Here is a 20,294-nt window from a genome sequence, read left to right on the forward strand (position 1 = left end):
AAATTTTTATAAATAATTATTAAATTTATTAAATATAAAATTTTTTTTATGAAAAAAGTAGGAAATTTTTTTATTGGAATGATTATTGGTACAATAACTGGATTAGCAATGGGAATTATGTTTTATCCAACAAAAAAAGAAAGCAAAGTTAAAAATATTATAAATAAAAAAACTGAAAATTTAAAAGAAAATTTACAAAAAATGAAAAAAAAAATTGGAAAAAAAATAAATGAAATAAAATCAGATTTTGAAATAAAATGGAAAAAAGACAAAAATAATAAAATAGATAAAATAGAGAATGAATTAGGAACTTGATACAATGTTATATATTATAAAAAGATTTTTTTGTGAAAAACTTAATATTCTAAAAAATAAATTTTTTAAAATATTTGTTTTTATAGCAACTGAAATATTAATAAATATTTATATGATGATATTTTGCAGCATAATTATATTTCTTAGTATAATATCCTTATGTTTTTTTTTATCTATTTATGTTGGAAATTATTTTATTGGATTTAGTATAGTAACAATATTATTTTTATTTATTTTAATTTTAATTTTCTTATTGTTTAGGAATAGTATACGAATTTTTATAAAAAATTTTATAAAAAAATCTATAAAAAAAAATATAAAACAATTATGAAAAATATTATTTATGGAATACATTCCTTGATAGGTGCAATTGAATGTGGAAAAAAATTAAAAAAAATATTTATTGTTAAAGAAATTAAACAATTGTCTTCTTCATATATAAAATTAATTAATCTTTCTAAAAAAAAAAATATACCAAATATAATTGTAAAAATTACAGATTTTCCTTTTTTAAAAAATAAAAATCATCAAGGTGTTTTTGCTTATATTTCTCATATAAAAGTATTTAAAATAAAAAACTTATTACCTTTTTTAAAAAAAAAAAAAAAAGATCCAATTTTAGTTATTTTAGATAGAGTTACAGATGTAAGAAATTTTGGTTCTATTATAAGAACATCTGTATGTGCAGGTGCTGATGCTATTATTATTCCTAATAAAAATACTGCTGAAATAGGATCTGATTCAATAAAAACTTCTTCAGGAAGTTTATTTGAAATACCAATATGTAAAGAAAATAATTTAGATAATACTATAAAATTTTTAATTGATAATGGATTTAAAATAATTTCTTCAACAGAAAAATCTAATTTAGATTGGTGTAATATTAGTTTATTGGGTCCTATTGCGTTAATTTTAGGAAATGAAAAAAATGGAATATCTAATAAATATTTAATTTCTTCTCATAAAAGAATAAGAATTCCATCTATGAAAAAAAACATTATAACATTAAATGTATCTGTAGCTTGTGGTATTATTTTATATGAAATTTTTAGACAAAGACACTTTTGTAAAAAAAATTAAAATACACTTGTAAATTGATTTAAAAAACAAATATCATTATTAAAAAAAATTCTAATGTCTTTAATTTTATAAATTATCATAGCTAAACGTTCTATTCCTAGTCCTAATGCAAAACCAGTATACATATCATAATCTATATTTACATTTTTTAATACTTTTGGATCTATAATTCCACATCCCATTATTTCTAACCATTTATTATCATAAAGTATATCTACTTCTGCACTAGGTTCAGTAAATGGAAAATAAGAAAGTCTAAATCTTACTTTTATTTTACCAAATAATAAATTTATTATATATTCAATAGTTTTTTTCAAATTATAAAAAGAAACGTTTTTATTTACATAAAATGCTTCAACCTGATGAAACATATAATTTGAATTAGATGAAACTGTTTCATTTCTATATACTTTTCCTATGGAAAAAATTTTAAAAGGGGGATTATTTTTCTTCATATATCTTATTTGTACAGATGATGTATGTGTACGCAATAATAAATCTGGATCTTTACATATAAAAAATGTATCTTGCATATCTCTAGATGGATGTAGTACAGGAATATTTAAAGCAGTAAAATTATGCCAATCATCTTCTATTTCATTTCCATCTACATAACAAAATCCAATAGAATAAAGTATCTTTATTATTTTATTTTTTATAATAGATATTGGATGTATGGATCCAATTTCTATAGATTTTCCAGGAATTGTTGTATCAAATTTATTTATATTTAAATCCTGTATTTTAATATAACTTTTTCTAATTTTTTCTTTAACTTCATTTTTTAATTTATTTAAAATCATTCCTATATCTTTTCTTTCATAAATAGGAATATATTTTAATTTATTTATTAAAGATGTTATAATTCCTTGTTTTTTTCCTAAAAATTTAATTTTAAATTTTTTTATATCATCTATTTTTTTTGGATTAAAATATTTTATATCATTTATTATTTTTTTAATAGTTTTAATATTATTCATTATTATGAATTTTTTAATTACTTTTTATTTTTTTAAAAAAGATATATTTATCTAATTATTTATTGCATTTATGTTATGATTATTATTTTTATAATTTATAAATCAAAAATACTATTAATATGACTTCATTAGATATTATTATATTAATATTAACTATATGTGGAGGATTATATGGATATAAAAATGGATTAATATCACAATTTTTTTTTCCTACTACATTTATTATATTAATATATAAAGGCTATAATATTTTTATTATATACAGAAATATATTATATAATTATATAAATGATAAAATATATTTATTAACATTATCTTCAATAACAATTTCAATAATTTCTACAATTTTTTTTGTTTATATATTAAATAAATTAATAAAACATATTATTACAATTACATGTATTAAACCAATTGATAAATTGGGGGGTATGATGTTAGGTATAATTAAATATTTTTTATATATATCTATATTTTTATTTTTCATAAAAAGAATTAATCAAGTAATAAAGTTTACTAATGATGAATTTTTTCAAAGTTATCTAGAAAAAAAATTAGAAATATTTTTATACAAAAAAGAATTACAATTTAAATTTTTATTTGATCAAATAAATCAAATATTAAAATTTTACTTTAAATAATTATTATGTTTTTAAAAAAAAAAATATTTTCTATACAATCCAAAAAAGATTTTGAAAAAATAGCATTTGAAATGTTTTATTTTCATATGAAAAATAATAAAGTATATAATAATTATATAAAATTATTAAAAATAAATATTAGAAAAATTGAAAAAATTGATGATATACCTTTTTTACCAATATCTTTATTTAAAACAAATTTAATATATATAAAAAATAAAAATAAAAATAAACCTGATATAAAATTCATTAGCAGTGGAACTACAGGTAAAAGAAGTAAACATTATATAAATGATATAAATATTTATATTAATAGCATAAAAAATGGATTCGAATTATTTTATGGACCAATAAAAAATTTTTTATTTTTAGGAATTTTTCCTTTTTATAAAAAAGATTCATCATTAATTTATATGATTAATTATTTTATAAATAAAACCTACAAAAATGGAAGTCAATTTATTTTATATCCGTATAATAAATTTAATAATGAGATAATTGAAAATAACTATTATAAGAATATTTTAATTTTTGGATTAAGTTATTCTTTATTAGATTTTATAGAAAAATTTAAATATAACATTTTTTATAAAAAAAAAAATATAATTGTTATGGAAACTGGAGGTATGAAAGGTAAAAGAGAAGAAATAATAAGAGAAGAGTTACATTATATTTTAAAAAATTTTTTTTCAGTAAAAAATATTCATTCTGAGTATGGAATGACTGAAATTCTTTCTCAGGCATATTCAAAAAAAATGGGGGTTTTTAGATGTCCTCCGTGGATGAATATATATATAAGAGATATAGAAGATCCTTTTTTTAATATAAAAAAAAATAAAGTAATAGGTGGTATAAATATTATTGATTTATCTAATTATCTTTCATGTCCTTTTATATCTACTGAAGATATAGGTTTAAAAATAAATAAATATGAATTTAAAGTATTAGGTCGAATAGATTATTCAGATTTAAGAGGATGTAATACTATGATTTTTTAAAAAATTTTTTTATCATACTTATTTAAGTTAGATCTCATATCATAATACAATATTATAATATTATTCATACGTTCTGATATTTTTCTTGATTCAGAAAGTATACATAACATTAAAAACGTATTTTTTTTTCCATAATTATATTTAATAATTCCTATTAACTGTTGATCAATTTGATCTTTTATATTTTTAATTATTTCTATATGTATTTTTTTTGATAAAAAAATTATATTTTCATAATTATTATCATTAATTATTTTTTTTATTATACAAAAATAACTGTTTATTTGGCATTTAAGTTTTAAAATATTTTTTTTTTGTTTATTTTTTAATGGTTTATGACTGTTAATAAAATGAAGAAATGTACTGTTATTAATAATATCTATATTATCTATAATTTCTTTAATTGTATTGTACATATTAAAATAGAAAATTCCAATAATTGGATTAATTTTATTTGTTTTTTCTAATACTTTAATTAATGAATTATCTATTTCTATAAAATTTTTTTTTAATTTTAAAAAATTATTTCTATTATTTTTTATTATTTTTATATCCCACTGGCAAATTCCATATATAAAATTTACATAAATATCTCTTATAGAAGATATTTTAGGTTCTAGTAAAATATTGATTTTTTTTAAAAAATTATCAATATTTATTTTAGATATTTCTACTAAAAATCTATCTTTTTCAAGATTTTTAATTTGTATTTCAGAAAAATTTTTATAATTTTTATATATTATTATTCCTATAATAAAAAATAGGAATAAAAGAAACCAAATCTTAAAAAAATATAAAAATAATGAAATTATACCTGACATAGTAAAAGCAAAAAATCCTGTTAATAACCATCCTCTTATAACATTTAAAACCCCAGATACTCTATAAACAGCACTTTCTCTGTCCCAAGCTCTATCAGCTAAAGAAGTTCCCATAGACACCATAAATGTTACAAAAGTTGTGGAAAGAGGCAATTTTTGAATAGTTGCTATAGATATTAATATACTAGATATAGTTAAATTTGAAGAAGCTCTAACTAAATCAAAAGCTACATTATTTTCTGTTTCTATATTATTTTTTTTAAAATTTTTTTCCGTTATTAGTAATATTCTTTTTGGAAAAATTTTTTTTATTTTTTCACTAAAAAATAAAAAAAATCTAACAATAAATCTTGATAATGAATTTGATAAAAATTTTTCGGGGCCATTATTTTGCCTACTTAAATTAATTTCAGTATTTGTAATATTTCTAGTTTTTTTTGAAAACCAAAGTGTTAATATCATTATTAAAGCAGAAATTATTAAAATTAAAGATGGGACTTTTACATTATTACTAGATAAGTCTTTCATTTCAAATATTTCTGCTGATGGACATCCTTTTCTTTCCCATATATTATATGATTGTACACCAGCTATTGAAATTCCTATAAAATTTACTAAATCATTCCCAGAGAATGCCATTGCTAATGCAAATGTTCCATATAATACTACAAATCTTAGAATATTATAACCTATAGAAATATATATTTTTACTATAATAGTCCATATAAGTATTAGATACATTATAAATGTTAAAAAATTATCATTAATCCAATTAATTAAATTTTTAATATAAAAATAAAATCCATTAATTATATTTGTGTCTACACCTAGAGTATAACTATATAATCCTTTAACAATTAAAAAGTATGTCATACTGCTTAACGATATTGCTGACCATATAACTCCTACACTTTTTAATTTATTTTTATAATTGAAACTAAATAAAAGACGAACGAAATAATGAATAAATGTACCTGAAAAAAAAGATATTATAATAGATAAAAAAATTCCTAAACTAATTTCTAATGCTTTTTCTGTTTTAATATATTTAGAAATAAAATAAAAAGATTCGTTTTTTAATAAAATTTTTATAATTGCAATACTAAAAGATCCACCTAATAGACAAAAAACCATGGATACAGTAGTAGAAGTAGGTAATCCTAAAGTATTAAATATATCTAATATAATAATATCAGATATCATTACTGACAAAAAAATAAGTATAACATCTGAAAAATAAAAATAAGATGGATCAAAAACACCTTTTCTTGCTACTTCCATCATTCCACTAGATAAAAATGCTCCAGAAATAATTCCTAAACTAGCAAATATCATGATTGTATTTCGAGTAGCGACTTTAGATCCAATAGAAGAATTTAAAAAATTTACTGCATCATTAATCAATCCTATAATTAAATCGAATATAGATAAAATAAATAAAATAATTATAACTAATGGATAAAAAAATTCCATATATTTTTAATAATTTTTTTATAAATTCAAGTATTTTTATTCATAATTTTGATAAATTCTTTTACCAAACTTTCTACTGAAAAATTTGGATTTTTGTTTAAAATATTATTTAATATTATATTATTATTTTTATCATTAAAACCCAATGTACTTAAAACTTTTAAAGTTTCTTTTTTTAAAGAAAAATTTAAATTTTCTTCATTAAAATTTAAATTTTTTCCTTTATTATATTTTTTACATATTTTATCTTTTAACTCAATAATAATTTTATGAGCTATTTTTTTCCCAATTCCTTTAATTTCATTAAAAACGTTTATGTTTTCTCTATATATTGATTCTATTATTTTATATGGATTAAGAGAAGATAATAATATTATAGCTAAATTAGGTCCTATTCCATTTACAGATATTAAATCTATAAAAATTTTTCTTTCTATTTTATCAAAAAATCCGTATAAAATATGTTCATTTTCTTTTATCAATAAATAAGTATAAATACATATATTTTCTCCTTTTTTATTTGATAACAATGAATTAGTATATAAAGATATATTTAAATAATATCCTATACCAGAACAATCTATTATTAGATAACGATTATTTTTTTCTATTAATTTCCCCCTTAAATGAGTTATCACAACAAAATTATATAATTTATTTTTTTCTAAAAAATATTTGTATTGGAACTCCCTTAAAATTGAAATAATGACGAATTTTATTTTCTATAAATTTTCTATAAAATTCTTTAATCTTTTTAGGAAAATTGGAAAAAAATATAAATTTTGGTGGAGATAAAGGTAATTGAATGCAATATTTAATAGTTATAAATCTAATCTTATTATTAATTTTTACAGATGGATGTGGATTTTTTTTTATAATTGGTAACATAATTTTATTTAAAATATTAGTTTTTAATTTTTTTTTGATATATGTTATAACTTTAAAAGTTACAGGAATAATATTTTGTATATTATATTTTTTTTTAGCTGATATAAATAAAATAGGGACATCAAATGGATAAATTTTATTTTTAATAAATTTTTCCTTATTTATTTTAAATAAATCACATTTATTTACAAGTATAATAATCCCCTTTTTGTATATTTCTATAATCTTAAAAAGATTAATATCTTGTTTTTTCCATCCTAAAGATGCGTCTATCATTAATAAACAAATATCTGATTCTTTTATAGTTTTTATTGTTCTTGTTGTTGAATAAAATTCAATATCATTATTTATCTTTGATTTTTTTCTTATTCCAGGTGTATCTATTAAAATACATTTATATCCAAATTTTTCATAAAAAATGTCTAAACTATCTCTTGTAGTACCGGGTGTATCTGTTACAATATGATGATTTTTATTTAAAAATGAATTTATTAAAGTAGATTTTCCTACATTAGGACGTCCAATTATTGATATTTTTGATATAGATTCATATTTTATTAATTTATTATCAATTTTATTTTTAATTAATATTTTTATTATTTCGTCTAATAAATCTCCAGTACCCCTTCCGTTTATAGCAGATATATAATAATAATGATTAAATCCTAATTTGAAAAAATCTGAACCATAATTTAATAATCCACAATCAACTTTATTAATTACAAGAAAAACTTTTCTTTCATATTTTCTAATAATATTAGATAATTCTATATCCGTATTTAACAATCCTTTTGTTATATCAACTAAAAACAATAATATACTGGATTCTTTAATTGATTGAAATATTTTATTATTTACTTTTTTTTTTAAATTATCATTAGAGGATAAAGTAAATCCTCCAGTATCTATTACAGAAAAATATATACCATTCCATTCTGAATATCCATAAATTCTATCTCTAGTTATTCCACTATTTTTATGAACAACAGACTTTTTTTTACCTATAAATCTGTTAAATAAAGTGGATTTTCCTACATTTGGACTCCCTATAATAGATACAGTAAAGTTCATATCATACTGAAAAATTATTTACAAATTTATATTTTTTTTATTAGTTTCATTATATTAAATATAAAATTATGATATGATAAGAATAGATATTGTTAGTATATTCCCTGATATATTTTATAGTCCATTTTCTAATTCAATTATTAAAAAAGCTATTAATCACAAATTAATAAATATAAATATTCATAATTTAAGAGATTATGGATTAGGAAAAAGAAAAAAAATAGATGATTATCCATATGGAGGTGGAAATGGAATGGTAATTAGAATTGAACCTGTATATAAATGTTTTTCAATGCTAATGTCTAATCGTAATTATGATGAAATTATATTTATGACTCCTGATGGAGATTTACATTCACAAAAATATGCAAACTATTTATCTTCAAAAAAAAATATTATTATTCTTTGTGGACGTTATAAAGGAATCGATCAAAGAATTAGAGATAATTTAATTTCTAAAGAATTATCTATTGGTAAATATATATTATCTGGAGGAGAATTAGCTGCAGCTGTTGTTATAGAATCTATGGTTAGGTTAATACCTGGAATAATTAATAAAAAATCCATATTAACAGATTCTTTTCAAGAAAAATCTTATTTTATATCTCCACCTGTTTATACTAGACCATGTAAATATAAAAAATGGAAAGTGCCAAGTGTATTATTGTCTGGACATCATAAAAAAATAAATGATTGGTTTTTAAAAAAATCTTCAAAATCTATAAATAGAAAATTAGATATTTAGAAACAATATAATTTTTTCTTTTTTTTCATACAAAATATAAATTTTATTACATAATACATTATAATTTAAGTTATTTTAAATAAACTTATTTACATGTACATGTATATAAATAATACCAATACATTATATAAAAAAAATATTAATATTAACAAATGATAAATTATATGTTATATAAAGTAAAATTTTAAACTTTTATATTTAAATATTTAATAAAAAGTATAAATCAAATAAAATTTTTTTTTATGAAAAAAAAAGATAATCTTAAATTTAGGTCAATAAATTATACTGCAGATAGCATACAATCATTAGAAGGTATAGAACATGTAAGAATGAGACCATCTATGTATATAGGTGATCTAGGTACTAGAGGCCTTCATCATCTAGTATATGAAGTAATAGATAACTCTGTAGATGAATCATTAGCAGGATTTTGCGATAAAATATGGGTAACTATACATAAAAATGGATTTATAACTGTATCTGATAATGGACGTGGAATTCCAGTAGAAATACATAAAAAAGAAAAAATATCAGCACTTGAAGTTGTTATGACTAAAATTGGTGCAGGTGGTAAATTTGATAAAAATTCATATAAAGTTTCTGGAGGTTTACATGGTGTTGGGCTATCTTGTGTTAATGCTTTATCAAATATTTTAATAGTAACTGTATATCGTAATGGAAAAATTTATCAGCAAGAATATTCTAAAGGTAAACCAATATATCCTATAAAATGTCTTGGAGATACTAATATGAAAGGAACTAAAATTAATTATTTAGCTGATAGTTCTATTTTTAAATCTATAACATATGATCATAAAATATTAGTTAATCGTTTAAATGAATTATCTTACCTTAATAAAGAGTTACATTTATTTTTAAAAAATGAAAATAATAATGTTAAAAAATATTTTTTTTCAAAAAATGGAATTTTAGATTATATTAAAATTTTAAACAAAAATCATATTCTATTAATTGAAAATTATTTATTTATTAATGTAGAAAAAAAAGATATTTCAATAGAAGCAGTTATTTCATTTAATAATTCCTTTAAAGAAAGGATTTATTCCTATGTAAATAATATAAATACTCATGAAGGTGGAACTCATGTATCAGGTTTCAGAAGAGCTGTTACTAGAGCCTTTAAAAAATATATAGATGAAGATAAATTTTTAAATTATAAAGATAAATTAGAATTTATAGGAGATGATTTTAGAGAAGGTATTATTGCAATTATATCTGTTAAAATCATGAATCCACAATTTGAAGGTCAGACAAAAACAAAATTAAGTAATCATGAAGTAGGAGGTATAGTAGATAAAATAATTGGAGAAAAATTTAGTAATTATTTGGAAGAAAATCCCAATGATAGAAAAAAAATCATAGAAAAAATAATTTTATCAGCTAAATCTCGCCAAGCAGCAAAAAAAGCTCGTGAATTAATACAGAAACAAAATCCAATAATAAATATTGGAGTATTACCTGGAAAATTGGCTGATTGTTCTTTAAATGATCCAAAACATTGTGAACTTTATTTAGTAGAAGGAGATTCTGCAGGTGGTACTGCTAAACAAGGTAGGGATAGAAAATTTCAAGCTATATTACCATTACGTGGAAAAATATTAAATGTAGAAAAATCTATACCATATAAAATATTCGAAAATGAAGAAATAAAAAATATATTTACTTCTTTAGGAATTACTATAAATATGAATGATAAATCAATTAATATAGAAAAATTAAGATATAATAAAATAATTATAATGACTGATGCAGATGTAGATGGTAGTCATATATCTACATTAATATTAACGTTATTTTTTCGATATATGAAACCATTAATAGAACATGGATATGTTTATGTAGCGAATCCACCACTTTACTTAATACGAAAAAAGTATTATTATAGATATGCATGGAATGATGAAGAAAGAGAATCTATTATTAATAAATTGGGAGGTAAAAAATATGTAATAATACAACGTTATAAAGGTTTAGGAGAGATGAATGCAGAACAATTATGGGAAACTACAATGAATCCAAAAAATAGGACTCTTCGTAAAATAAATATTGAAAATCATTCAAATGCAGATAATATATTTTCTATTCTTATGGGAGATGATGTCCCTCCACGTAGAATTTTTATAGAACAAAATTCTATATTTGCAAAAATAGATGTATAATCTTTATATTAAATGAATTATGTACAATCTGTAGTTTTAGGTATTATTGAAGGTATTACGGAGTTTTTTCCAATATCTTCTACTGGGCATATGATACTTATTGCTTATATAATGAAAATATTAAATAATGATATTATTAATTTATATATTGTTTCAGTACAACTTGGATCTATTTTATCAATAATATTTTTATATAGAAAAAAAATTTTTTTTCAAAAGTTTAGCTTTTATATTAAAATAATAATTGCAAATTTTCCAGTAGGAATTTTTGGATTAATCTTATATAAAAAAATATATTTTTTATTAAAAAATCCTTTTTTAGTATCTTTATCTATGTTTTTAGGAGGATTAATCATCCTAAAATCAGAAAATTTTTATAAAAAAAATATATATAAAAAAAGGAATCATATTACGTATTATAGAGCATTTATAATTGGACTATGTCAATGTATATCTTTAATACCAGGAATATCCAGAAGTGGAACTACTATTGTTTCAGGATTATTACAAAATATAGATAGAAAAGAATCTATTGAATTTTCATTTTTTTTATCTATTCCCATTATTATTATTGCTTTTTTTAAAAAAAATTTTGATTTTTATATGGAATCAAATTTATTTATTAATAATAATATAATATCAATTTTAATAGGAAATATTTCTGCATTTATAACATCTATGATATCAATTAAATATTTTATGAAATATTTAAAAAATAATGATTTCAAATTATTTGGTTATTATAGAATTATCATTGGATCTTTATTTATTTTTATATATTATATACAATGATTAATTTTAATTTATTAAACGGAAAAATATTAATAGTAGATAAGCCATGGGGATGGAGTTCTTTTAAAGTAGTAAAAACAATAAAAAATTTTATAATAAAAAAAATTAAAAAAAATATAAAAATAGGACATTCTGGTACTTTAGATCCATTAGCAACAGGTTTATTAATTATTATGATTGGTGATGCAACTAAAAAGACAAATATTTTTCATAATTATAAAAAATCATATACTGGAATAATAAAATTAGGATGTGAAACAATTTCTTTAGATTCAGAAACTGAAGAAATAAATTTTTCTTCTATTTCTCATATTACTACAAAATTAGTTTATAATACATCAAAAAAATTAGTAGGAAATATAAATCAAGTTCCTCCTTATTTTTCTGCATTAAAAAAAAATGGAAAAAGATTTTACAAATATGCTAGAAATAAAGAAAAGATAGAATTATTACCTAGAAAAATAACAATTTATAAGTTTGATATATTAAATATATGGATGCCATATTTGAAATTTTTTATAGAATGTGGTAAAGGTACTTATATAAGATCAGTAGCTAAAGATTTAGGATTTTTACTAAAAAGTAAAGCATATTTATTATCTTTAAGAAGAGAAAGTATAGGTAACTTTTATATAAATTTTAGATCAAATAAAATTAATGAATTATCCAATAAGTTTTCATGTTATATTCCCTAGAAACTAAGAATAATTATTTTTTTTGTACCATTTATTAAATTTTTCATTAGATTCTTCTTTAGTCAAAATTCCTTTTTTTATTCCATTTATCAAATACTTTTTATATATAACTCCACTTTTATATAAAAGTGATTTTACAGTTTTTGTAGGTTGTGCACCTTTATTTATCCATGAAATTGATTTTTCAATTTTTATAAAAATAATTGGAGGATTTGTATTAGGATTATAAATTCCTAATTTTTCAATAAATTTCCCATCTCTTGGAGAACGAGAGTCTGATACTACTATATGATAAATTGGTTTATGTTTTTTTCCAACTCTTTTTAAACGCATTTTAACCATTTTAATTACTAACTTTTTTTAATCTATATATAAAATATGATATTTTTTTAAATAAAAATATAATGTTCTTGAAAAAAAATAATATATATTTACATTATTTATGTATTATTTTATTTATTATTTAGACCCGTTGTGTAACGGTAGCACAGCAGATTTTGGTTCTGTAAGTTAGGGTTCGAATCCCTACGGGTCTGTTACCATTTTTAGGATTTTAACCTTTAAAAAAATTATTTTTTTAATTAAAATGAAAATAAAAGATAAAATTTTACTTATAGCTTTTTTAAGCGTTATAATTTATATAGTACTTCATTTATTTAAATCTTTTTTAGGAATAAATAAATTTATTTTATGTGGATTAAGATACTTTGTTATATCTATATTATTATTATATACTTTACTAAAAAAAGATTTAACTACTTGGATTTTATTATCTATTATTATAGGAATAGAAATAGGAATAGACTTCCCTAAAGTAGCAATACAATTAAGATTTTTATCTCAAATATTTTTAAGATTAATAAAAACAATAATTGCTCCAATATTATTTTCAACTTTAGTTGTAGGTATTGCTAGTCATTCCAATATTAAACAATTAGGAAGTATGGGGTGGAAATCCTTACTATATTTTGAAGTAGTTACTACTTTAGCATTATTTATTGGACTTATTGCAATAAATTTATCTAAAGCTGGAGTAGGAATAATTATTCCTACAGGTATAACTGAACAACAATTACCAAAAATTGAAAGTAGAACTTGGCAAGAAATAATTCTACATATTTTTCCTGAAAATTTTGTAAAATCTATATATCATGGAGATGTTTTACCAATTGTAGTATTTTCAGTAATATTTGGAATATCTATGATTTTTATAGAAAAACAAAAAAGAAAGATTATTCTTTCTTTTGCAGAAAGTTTATCAGAAATAATGTTTAAATTCACTAAAATAATTATGTATTTTGCACCTATAGGTGTTGGAGCTGCTATTGCTTACACAATAGGAAATATGGGGTTAGATATTTTATATAATTTATTGAAATTATTATTAACTTTATATTTTGCATTATTTATATTTTTAATAGTAGTTTTACTACCTATTCTTAGATGGATAAAAGTACCATTAAAAGGATTTATTAAAGCATTAGCTGAACCAGTTTCATTAGCTTTTGCCACTACAAGCTCTGAATCAGCTTTACCATTACTAATGGAAAACTTAGAAAAGTTAGGTGTCCCAAAAAAAATAGTAGCATTTGTTATACCAACTGGATATAGCTTTAACTTAGATGGTACAACTCTTTATTTATCTCTAGCTACTGTTTTTGTAGCACAAGCTTCTGGAATTAACTTAAGTTTTAGTCAACAAATATTTATTGGTTTAACATTAATTTTAACTAGTAAAGGAGTAGCTGGTGTTCCTAGAGCTTCTTTAGTTATACTATTGGCAACAGTAGCCTCTTTTGGATTACCAAATTGGCCAATATTAGCTATAATAGGAATTGATGAATTAATGGATATGGCTAGAACTACTGTAAATGTAATAGGGAATGGTTTGGCTAGTTGTGTTATAGCCCGTTCTGAAGGAGAACTAGATGATAAAAAGATGTTAGATTATACTAAAAAAGATTAGTGGTTTATTTTGAATTTTAATGATAACGATTTTATTTATAAAAATAATAATTCTATTCTAGAAATAGAAAAAAAAGGAATAATTGAAAAAAATGGTTATCCAAATATCGCTTTAATAAAATATTGGGGTAAAAAAAAAAATTTAGAACAAATTCCTTATAATTCTTCTATAAGTTACATGTTGAAAAATATTTATACTAAAACTAAATTAACTTATGAAGTTAATAAAAAAAATAATAATCCTTCTATTAAATTTTTTTTCTGTGGTGTAAAAAATCATTTTTTTTATTTAAGAATAAAAAATTTTTTTGAAAAAATTTTTATTTATTGTCCTTATTTAAAAAATTTTAATTTTATTATAGAAACTTATAATAATTTTCCTCATAGTAGTGGTATAGGATCATCTTCATCCTCTATGAGTTCTATAGCTTTATGTATTATGGAAATAGAAAAAAAGATATCTTTTTTAACAAAATATTTCTTTTTAAGAAAAGCATCATTTTTAGCAAGATTAGGTTCTGGTAGCGCTTGTAGATCAATTTATCCAGGACTTTCTATTTGGGGAATTCATAAATTAATAAAAGGAAGTAGTAATCTTTATTCTATTCCATATCCATATACTGTACATAAAATTTTTAAGAAAATAGAAAATACTATTTTAATAATAGATGAAAAACCTAAAAATATATCAAGTTCAAAAGGTCATGAATTAATGAATAAACATCCATATGCTAAAAATAGATTTAAAAATGCAAATTATAATATGGAAAGAATTATATCTGCATTAAGATTAGGTGACATAAAAGAATTTGGAAAAATTATAGAAAAAGAATCTTTAGATCTCCACGCAATGATAATGACTTCAAATCCTTATTATTTACTAATAAAACCTAATACTATAAACGTTATTCAATCTATTTGGGATTTTAGAATACAAACAAATAATGACTTATATTTTACTTTGGATGCTGGAGCAAATCTTCATTTATTGTATCCATTTATAAATAAAAAAATAGTGTTTAAATGGATAAAAGACAATCTTTCTTTTTACTGTAAAAAGATAATTAAAAGTTTTTGTATATGGAATTAATTATATTTGTTATTATATGGTGAACGTAGCTCAGATGGTTAGAGCATCAGATTGTGGTTCTGAAAGTCGCCGGTTCGAATCCGGTCGTTCACCCAAAAAAATTTATTTTTAATTATTAATTAGATTTTTTAATCTTGTAAATGCTTTTATTATATTTTTTTCTGATGAAGAATAAGAAATTCGTAAATATTTATCATCTCCAAAAGCAATTCCTCCGACAGTAGATACATGAATTTTATTAAGTAAAAATTCAGAAAATTGATACGAATTTTTAATTATTTTACCTTTTAATTTTTTTCCAAAAAGATTTGAAATTTTTGGAAAAATGTAAAAAGTACCATCAGGTTTATTAAATTGTAATCCATCTATTTCTTTTATTAAATCTAATACAATATTTCTTCTATTTTCAAAAGATTTTATCATGTATTTTATACTTAATGGAGAAGCATTTATGGCTACAATAGCAGCTCTTTGTGCTATAGAATTAGGACAAGAAGTCATTTGTCCTTGTATTTTATCACATGATTTTGCTATCCAACTTGGAGCACCAATATATCCAATTCTCCATCCTGTCATTGAAAATGCCTTAGATAAACCATTTAATGTTATAACCTGATTATATATTTCAGAAAATGAAGCAATACTTGTAGTAGAAGTATTTTTTATATAGTTAATATATTCATATATCTCATCAGAAAGAATTAATATTTTAGGATATTTTAAAAAAATATCTACTAATTCTTTTAATTCATTATAAGAATAAATACTTCCTGTAGGATTGCATGGATTATTTAAAACAAATAATTTAGTTTTATGTGTTATATATTTTTCTATTTGTCTTGGATTTATTTTAAAGTTATTTTCTATACTAGTTGGTATAATAATTGGATTAGAATCACAAAATTTTACCATTTCTACATAACTAACCCAATAAGGAGATGGAATTAATACTTCATCGTTTTCATTTAATAAAGATAAGAAAACATTTATTATAGACTGTTTTGCTCCAGTAGATACTACAATTTGAGAAGGATCGTATTTTATATTATTATCACGATAAAATTTTTTACATATTGTTTCTTTTAAATCATAGCATCCAGATACTGGAGTATAATAATGATGTCCATCATCAATTGCTTTTTTAGCGGCATCTAATATAAATTTAGGAGGCAAAAAATCAGGTTCTCCTAAACTAAGATTTATTATATCATATCCTTCATTCTTTAATTTTCTAGCTTTATATGACATTTCTATAGTATGTGAATATGATATATTTTTTGAACGACATGATAATATATTTTTCATATATAGTTTTAAATGAATTACAAATCTAAATAAATTATAAATTTTATTATAAATTTATTAAATAATTGTGTCATTAATTTATTTATGTATTTAATTAAAAAATATTTTTTCAATCTATCAAATAAACAATATGATCAAATAAATAATATGAGTAAGATATATAAATACTGGAATTTTTTTATAAACATAATTTCTAGAAAAACATTTATTAATAACTCTTTTTATCAAAATCATGTATTATTTTGTTTAAGTATAGCAAAAGTATTTTCATTTTTTAATGGATCAATAGTTATGGATTTAGGAACAGGTGGTGGATTTCCTGGTATACCTCTTTCTATAATATTTCCTAATACTAAATTTTTATTGGTAGACTCTATAATGAAAAAAATAAGAATTGTAAATGAAATAGTATTTCATCTTAATTTAGATAATGTATATCCAATTTGTATACGTGCAGAAAAATTAAAAATTAAATTTGATTTCGTTGTTAGCAGAGGTGTTACAAAAATAAATATTACAAATAATTGGATAAAAAATAAATTTATAAATAGATCTAATAATAAACTTAAAAATGGATCTTTATATTTGAAAGGTGGTGATATTTGTAATGAAATAAAAAATTTTCCTCATGCAGTAGTATATAATTTAAATAAATATTTTGACGAACCATTTTTTAATGAAAAAAAAATAATTTGGATTCCAAATATTTAATAAACAATGAATCCTAGAAAAATTTTTATAGAAAAAGTTAAAAAAAATGGTGGATGGGTAAACGCTCATACTCATTTAGATAGAGCATATACATTAACAAATAACAATTTTAAATATTCTTATTTACCACTTAAAAAAAAATGGTATTTAGTTGATGATATGAAAAGATTAGCTACAGAATATGATATTTATTTTCGTATGGAAAAAGCATTAGAATTTTTTTTAAAACAAGGAACACAAGCAATATGTACATTTATTGATGTAGATGAGATTATAGAAGATCGAGCATTAAATGCTGCAAAAAAATTGAAAAATAATTACAAAAATTTTATAAAAATACGTTTTGCAAATCAAGTACTTAAAGGAGTTTTAAGCAAAAAATCTAAATATTGGTTTGATAAATCTATAGATTTTGTAGATATTATTGGAGGATTACCAGCTAAAGATTATGGAAATGAAGATAAACATATAGATATTATACTAAAAACAGCTAAAAATAAAGGGAAGTTTGTACATGTTCATGTAGATCAATTTAACACTTCAGAAGAAAAAGAAACAGAAAAACTAGCAAAAAAAACAATTGAATATGGAATGCAGGGGAGAGTTGTTGCTATTCATAGCATTTCTTTATCAGCTCATAAAAAAAATTATAGATATAATGTTTATGAATTAATGAAAAAAGCAAAATTAATGGTTATATCTTGTCCAATTGCTTGGATTGATCATATAAGAAATGAAAAACTTTCACCTAATCATAATTCTATAACTCCAGTTGATGAAATGATTCCTGAAGGTATTATAGTTGCTTTTGGGACTGACAATATTTGTGATATATATAAACCGTTTTCTGATGGAAATCTATGGGTAGAATTAAGATTCTTGTTAGAAGCTTGTCATTATTACGATATAGATCAATTAGTTAAAATTGCAACAGTAAATGGATTAAAAGTATTGGGTATATTAAATCAATAATATTATTATTTTTTTGGACGCATTTGTGGAAAAAATAATACTTCCTGAATAGATTTATTTCCTGTTAATAACATAATTAAACGATCTATTCCAATTCCAATACCTGCAGTAGGTGGCATTCCAAATTCTAAAGAACGTATAAAATCTTCATCTATAAAAGTATTATTATTATTTTTTAGTTCTTTTTTATATTTTATTTGTTTTTTTAATCTATAAAATTGATCTATAGGATCGTTTAATTCTGAATAAGCATTTGCAATCTCTTGTCCATTTATAATAAGTTCAAATCGTTCTGATAAATTTTTTTTTTCACGGTGTTTTTTCGTAAGAGGACTCATTTCTATAGGATAATCAATTATAAAAGTAGGATCTACATAATTTTTTTTACATTTTTCATCAAAAATATGTTCAATTATTTTACATTTATTCCATTTATTTTCATATTTAATTTTTAATACAATACATATTTTTATTAAGTCTGATTTATTCATATTATTAATATCAAATCCAGTATATTTTTTTATTGAATCCAACATTGATATTCTTGAAAATGGAATAGGATCATATATTTTATTATGTTTAACTTTGTAATTAAATTCCATGAATATAGATGTTATAAGTTTTTCTGTGAAATTCATCATCCAATAATAATCTTTGTAAGCAACATATAATTCCAATACAGTAAATTCTGGATTATGGTATCTATCCATTCCTTCGTTTCGAAAATTTTTAGAAAATTCATAAACTCCATTAAATCCACCAACTATAAGTCTTTTTAAATAAAGTTCATTAGCTATACGTAAATATAATGGTATTCCTAGTGAATTGTGATAAGTAATAAAAGGACGAGCGACTGCCCCACCTGGAATTGGTTGTAATATAGGAGTATCTACTTCTATATATCCTTTTTTATCTAAAAAATTTCTTATTTTTTTAATTATTTTAGTACGTTTTAAAAAAATATTTTTTACTTTATCATTAACTATTAAATCTACATATCGCATTCTATAACGTTGTTCTACATCAGAAAATTCATCATATATTTTTTTGTCTTTACTTATTTTTACTTGTGGTAAAGGACGTATAGATTTTGATAAAAGTGTTAATTCTTTAACATTAATAGTAATTTCATTCATTTTTGTTGTAAATAAAAATCCTTTTATTCCAATAATATCTCCTATATCTAATAATTTTTTTAAAAAAACGTTATAAACATCTTCTTTTTTTACATTATCTATATATAGATTATCTTTATTTAAATAAATCTGTATACGTCCTGTATGATCTTTTATTTCTCCAAATGAAGCTTTTCCTAAAATACGTAATCTCATTAATCTACCAGCAATACTTACTTTTTTTTTATTAATAAAATTTTTACGTATATTTTCAGCTGTATTGTTAATTAAATATTCTTTTGAAGGATAAGGATTAATACCTAATATTTTAATTTCATTTAACTTATTTATTCTTATGATTTTTTGTTCTGATAAAGACATATTACATTCAAATTAAAATTTTTTTTTAACGTTTTTATACTCTATGTTATTTATGAAAAAAAAAATAATCTTTTATAAA

19 protein-coding genes and 2 tRNA genes are annotated in these 20,294 nt (G+C 20.6%); 14 read left to right on the forward strand and 7 right to left on the reverse strand.

What is annotated here, in order from left to right:
• The first annotated feature begins 48 nt into the window (after positions 1 to 48).
• Together H0H34_RS01235 and rlmB are read left to right on the forward strand one after the other, a co-directional pair.
• Positions 49 to 315 carry a YtxH domain-containing protein gene (locus H0H34_RS01235; RefSeq protein WP_185873506.1) on the forward strand — a complete coding sequence of 89 codons (267 nt, stop codon included), beginning with the start codon at positions 49 to 51 and terminating at the stop codon, positions 313 to 315.
• A 327-nt stretch (positions 316 to 642) separates the two neighbouring features.
• Positions 643 to 1,395: a 23S rRNA (guanosine(2251)-2'-O)-methyltransferase RlmB gene (gene rlmB, locus H0H34_RS01240; RefSeq protein WP_185873507.1), complete on the forward strand. Its 753-nt coding sequence runs from the start codon at positions 643 to 645 to the stop codon at positions 1,393 to 1,395.
• On the opposite strand, the gene pheS is transcribed toward rlmB, so the two are convergent.
• Positions 1,392 to 2,378, reverse strand: coding sequence for a phenylalanine--tRNA ligase subunit alpha (gene pheS, locus H0H34_RS01245; protein WP_394798901.1), 987 nt, complete (start codon positions 2,376 to 2,378; stop codon positions 1,392 to 1,394). The genes rlmB and pheS overlap by 4 nt on opposite strands.
• A gap of 116 nt (positions 2,379 to 2,494) precedes the next feature.
• On the opposite strand from pheS, the gene H0H34_RS01250 reads away from it, so the two are divergent.
• A complete protein-coding gene (locus H0H34_RS01250; RefSeq protein ID WP_185873509.1) occupies positions 2,495 to 3,013 on the forward strand; it encodes a CvpA family protein in 519 nt (172 codons plus the stop codon).
• Positions 3,014 to 3,018: 5 nt separating this feature from the next.
• Positions 3,019 to 4,011: a LuxE/PaaK family acyltransferase gene (locus tag H0H34_RS01255; RefSeq protein ID WP_185873510.1), complete on the forward strand. Its 993-nt coding sequence runs from the start codon at positions 3,019 to 3,021 to the stop codon at positions 4,009 to 4,011.
• On the opposite strand, the gene H0H34_RS01260 is transcribed toward H0H34_RS01255, so the two are convergent.
• Genes H0H34_RS01260 through der form a run of 3 tightly spaced genes read right to left on the reverse strand, consistent with a single transcriptional unit; the run spans position 4,008 to position 8,264 of the window.
• On the reverse strand, positions 4,008 to 6,305 hold the full coding sequence (locus H0H34_RS01260) for an inorganic phosphate transporter (protein WP_185873511.1): 2,298 nt from the start codon (positions 6,303 to 6,305) through the stop codon (positions 4,008 to 4,010). The genes H0H34_RS01255 and H0H34_RS01260 overlap by 4 nt on opposite strands.
• A gap of 26 nt (positions 6,306 to 6,331) precedes the next feature.
• Entirely contained in the window at positions 6,332 to 6,943 is a 612-nt protein-coding gene (gene ruvA / locus H0H34_RS01265) for a Holliday junction branch migration protein RuvA (protein ID WP_185873512.1), read from the reverse strand.
• A gap of 16 nt (positions 6,944 to 6,959) precedes the next feature.
• Positions 6,960 to 8,264 carry a ribosome biogenesis GTPase Der gene (gene der, locus H0H34_RS01270; RefSeq protein WP_185873513.1) on the reverse strand — a complete coding sequence of 435 codons (1,305 nt, stop codon included), beginning with the start codon at positions 8,262 to 8,264 and terminating at the stop codon, positions 6,960 to 6,962.
• Between the two features lie 76 nt (positions 8,265 to 8,340).
• On the opposite strand from der, the gene trmD reads away from it, so the two are divergent.
• The 4 genes from trmD (at position 8,341) to truB (ending at position 12,676) form a co-directional block, all read left to right on the forward strand.
• Positions 8,341 to 9,009, forward strand: a complete 669-nt coding sequence (gene trmD, locus H0H34_RS01275; protein WP_185873562.1) for a tRNA (guanosine(37)-N1)-methyltransferase TrmD — start codon at positions 8,341 to 8,343, stop codon at positions 9,007 to 9,009.
• A 242-nt stretch (positions 9,010 to 9,251) separates the two neighbouring features.
• Positions 9,252 to 11,189: a DNA topoisomerase subunit B gene (locus H0H34_RS01280; protein ID WP_185873514.1), complete on the forward strand. Its 1,938-nt coding sequence runs from the start codon at positions 9,252 to 9,254 to the stop codon at positions 11,187 to 11,189.
• Positions 11,190 to 11,201: 12 nt separating this feature from the next.
• Positions 11,202 to 11,981 carry an undecaprenyl-diphosphate phosphatase gene (locus H0H34_RS01285; protein ID WP_185873515.1) on the forward strand — a complete coding sequence of 260 codons (780 nt, stop codon included), beginning with the start codon at positions 11,202 to 11,204 and terminating at the stop codon, positions 11,979 to 11,981.
• The gene (gene truB / locus H0H34_RS01290) at positions 11,978 to 12,676 is read left to right on the forward strand and encodes a tRNA pseudouridine(55) synthase TruB (protein WP_185873516.1); all 699 of its coding nucleotides are present in this window, start codon (positions 11,978 to 11,980) and stop codon (positions 12,674 to 12,676) included. The genes H0H34_RS01285 and truB overlap by 4 nt, the downstream gene beginning before the upstream one ends.
• A gap of 3 nt (positions 12,677 to 12,679) precedes the next feature.
• On the opposite strand, the gene rpsP is transcribed toward truB, so the two are convergent.
• A complete protein-coding gene (gene rpsP / locus H0H34_RS01295) occupies positions 12,680 to 13,018 on the reverse strand; it encodes a 30S ribosomal protein S16 (protein ID WP_185873517.1) in 339 nt (112 codons plus the stop codon).
• A 123-nt stretch (positions 13,019 to 13,141) separates the two neighbouring features.
• Here rpsP and H0H34_RS01300 point away from each other — a divergent pair.
• The 4 genes from H0H34_RS01300 to H0H34_RS01315 all read left to right on the forward strand — a co-directional run bounded on the left by H0H34_RS01300 (position 13,142) and on the right by H0H34_RS01315 (position 15,824).
• A tRNA-Gln gene (locus H0H34_RS01300) sits at positions 13,142 to 13,212 on the forward strand.
• A 50-nt stretch (positions 13,213 to 13,262) separates the two neighbouring features.
• The gene (locus tag H0H34_RS01305; protein WP_185873518.1) at positions 13,263 to 14,642 is read left to right on the forward strand and encodes a dicarboxylate/amino acid:cation symporter; all 1,380 of its coding nucleotides are present in this window, start codon (positions 13,263 to 13,265) and stop codon (positions 14,640 to 14,642) included.
• A gap of 9 nt (positions 14,643 to 14,651) precedes the next feature.
• On the forward strand, positions 14,652 to 15,731 hold the full coding sequence (locus tag H0H34_RS01310) for a diphosphomevalonate/mevalonate 3,5-bisphosphate decarboxylase family protein (protein WP_238785466.1): 1,080 nt from the start codon (positions 14,652 to 14,654) through the stop codon (positions 15,729 to 15,731).
• 19 nt (positions 15,732 to 15,750) lie between these two features.
• Positions 15,751 to 15,824 (forward strand) — tRNA-His (locus H0H34_RS01315).
• Positions 15,825 to 15,839: 15 nt separating this feature from the next.
• On the opposite strand, the gene H0H34_RS01320 is transcribed toward H0H34_RS01315, so the two are convergent.
• Positions 15,840 to 17,036: a pyridoxal phosphate-dependent aminotransferase gene (locus tag H0H34_RS01320; protein ID WP_185873519.1), complete on the reverse strand. Its 1,197-nt coding sequence runs from the start codon at positions 17,034 to 17,036 to the stop codon at positions 15,840 to 15,842.
• Between the two features lie 84 nt (positions 17,037 to 17,120).
• Between H0H34_RS01320 and rsmG the strand changes: the two genes are divergently transcribed.
• Positions 17,121 to 17,747 (forward strand): 16S rRNA (guanine(527)-N(7))-methyltransferase RsmG, encoded by a 627-nt coding sequence (gene rsmG / locus H0H34_RS01325; protein ID WP_185873520.1) that lies wholly within the window; start codon positions 17,121 to 17,123, stop codon positions 17,745 to 17,747.
• A 6-nt stretch (positions 17,748 to 17,753) separates the two neighbouring features.
• Complete coding sequence (locus H0H34_RS01330; protein WP_185873521.1) at positions 17,754 to 18,719, forward strand: amidohydrolase family protein; 966 nt, start codon at positions 17,754 to 17,756, stop codon at positions 18,717 to 18,719.
• Positions 18,720 to 18,724: 5 nt separating this feature from the next.
• On the opposite strand, the gene lysS is transcribed toward H0H34_RS01330, so the two are convergent.
• On the reverse strand, positions 18,725 to 20,215 hold the full coding sequence (gene lysS / locus H0H34_RS01335; protein ID WP_185873522.1) for a lysine--tRNA ligase: 1,491 nt from the start codon (positions 20,213 to 20,215) through the stop codon (positions 18,725 to 18,727).
• Positions 20,216 to 20,294: the final 79 nt, after the last annotated feature.

This window comes from Blattabacterium cuenoti (assembly GCF_014252375.1).
Classification (GTDB): domain Bacteria; phylum Bacteroidota; class Bacteroidia; order Flavobacteriales; family Blattabacteriaceae; genus Blattabacterium; species Blattabacterium cuenoti_AH.